The organism is Myroides sp. LoEW2-1, from assembly GCF_009767705.1.
Taxonomy (GTDB): domain Bacteria; phylum Bacteroidota; class Bacteroidia; order Flavobacteriales; family Flavobacteriaceae; genus Flavobacterium; species Flavobacterium album_A.
In genome coordinates this window covers 1-1,259 of the sequence record NZ_WSPP01000049.1, presented here as the reverse complement: position 1 = coordinate 1,259, position 1,259 = coordinate 1, and the positions used below count along the sequence as shown (strand labels likewise).

Here is a 1,259-nt window from a genome sequence, read left to right as displayed (position 1 = left end):
TGGATATCCAAACGAAATCTGGACAATTAGTTAAGCAGCTTTATTACTATTTATTATTTGATTAAATTCGTTGATTGTCTGGTAGTTTAAGTAGGAGTGTCTGCGTCTTTTATTATACCACATTTCGATATATTCAAAGACTTTAGACTCCATTTTCTTTGTACTTAGTTGTAAATTTCCATAAACCATCTCCACTTTTAAGGATTTAAAGAAGCTTTCCGCTACGGCATTATCCCAACAATTTGCTTTTCTACTCATACTTCTAACAACCTTAAATGACTTCAGGTAGTTGGCAAATTTGTAGTTTGCATATTGTACTCCTTGGTCAGAATGGAAAATTAGTCCTTCTTCAAAAGCTCTGTTCTTTTTAGCCATTTTAAAGGCTGCTAAGGTGGTGTTTTCTGTTGACATATCTTTACTCAAACTCCATCCAATAACCTTTCTATCATATAAATCTATTATTGTAGTTAGGTAAATAAACCCTTCTTTAACAGCGATATAAGTAATGTCAGACACCCAGGCTTTCCCTGGTTCAGTTTGTTTAAATTGTCTATCTAAAATATTATCAACCACTAAATAATTGTGTTCAGAGTCTGTGGTTATTCTATATCGTCGAGCTACTTTACTACGTAATCCTAACTCTTTCATATACTTAGCAACGGTAGGTTTTGATATCTTATATCCTCGTGCATTGAGTTCTATTGTAAGACGAGGACTGCCATAACGCTGTTTAAATTCTAGATAAACTTCTGTAATAACACGTTTTAGATTTGCTTTGGCTTGTTGTCTTTTATTAACAGGAGACCGTTTCCAATGATAATAACCACTTCTACTTACCTCTAAAACCTTACACATAATCCCAATCGGAAATTCATGTTCATGATCAAATATGAACATGTAAATCATTTGCCGGTCTTTGAGAAAATGCCGATTGCTTTTTTTAATATTTCATGCTCTAATTCGACAGCTGCTAACTTCTTCTCTAACTCTTTAATTCTTGCTTGTTCTGGAGTAAGTTTTTGTTTCCCATTGCCTGGAAAACTAGCATCGCCTAACTCTTGAGCTTCTTTACACCATTTATACAATAATGTAGGTCTGATTCCAAGCTCACGAGCCAATTCTGATTTGTTTGTTCTTTCCTTAGCCAGTTCAACGGCTTGCTGCTTAAATGCAGCATCGTAGGCCTTTCTAATTCTTTTCATAATTCAAAGATAAGTTTTTATGCTTAACTTAATGTCCAGGCTAAGTTACCAAGTCCA

Annotated in this window: 2 protein-coding genes; both read right to left on the bottom strand. The window is 34.3% G+C overall.

What is annotated here, in order from left to right; translation table 11 throughout:
- Positions 1–30: 30 nt before the first annotated feature.
- Positions 31–906 (bottom strand): IS3 family transposase, encoded by an 876-nt coding sequence (locus tag GOQ24_RS03925; RefSeq protein ID WP_240142877.1) that lies wholly within the window; start codon positions 904–906, stop codon positions 31–33.
- Positions 903–1,202 carry a transposase gene (locus GOQ24_RS16615; RefSeq protein ID WP_240142878.1) on the bottom strand — a complete coding sequence of 100 codons (300 nt, stop codon included), beginning with the start codon at positions 1,200–1,202 and terminating at the stop codon, positions 903–905. Before GOQ24_RS16615 ends, GOQ24_RS03925 begins: the two co-directional genes overlap by 4 nt.
- Positions 1,203–1,259: the final 57 nt, after the last annotated feature.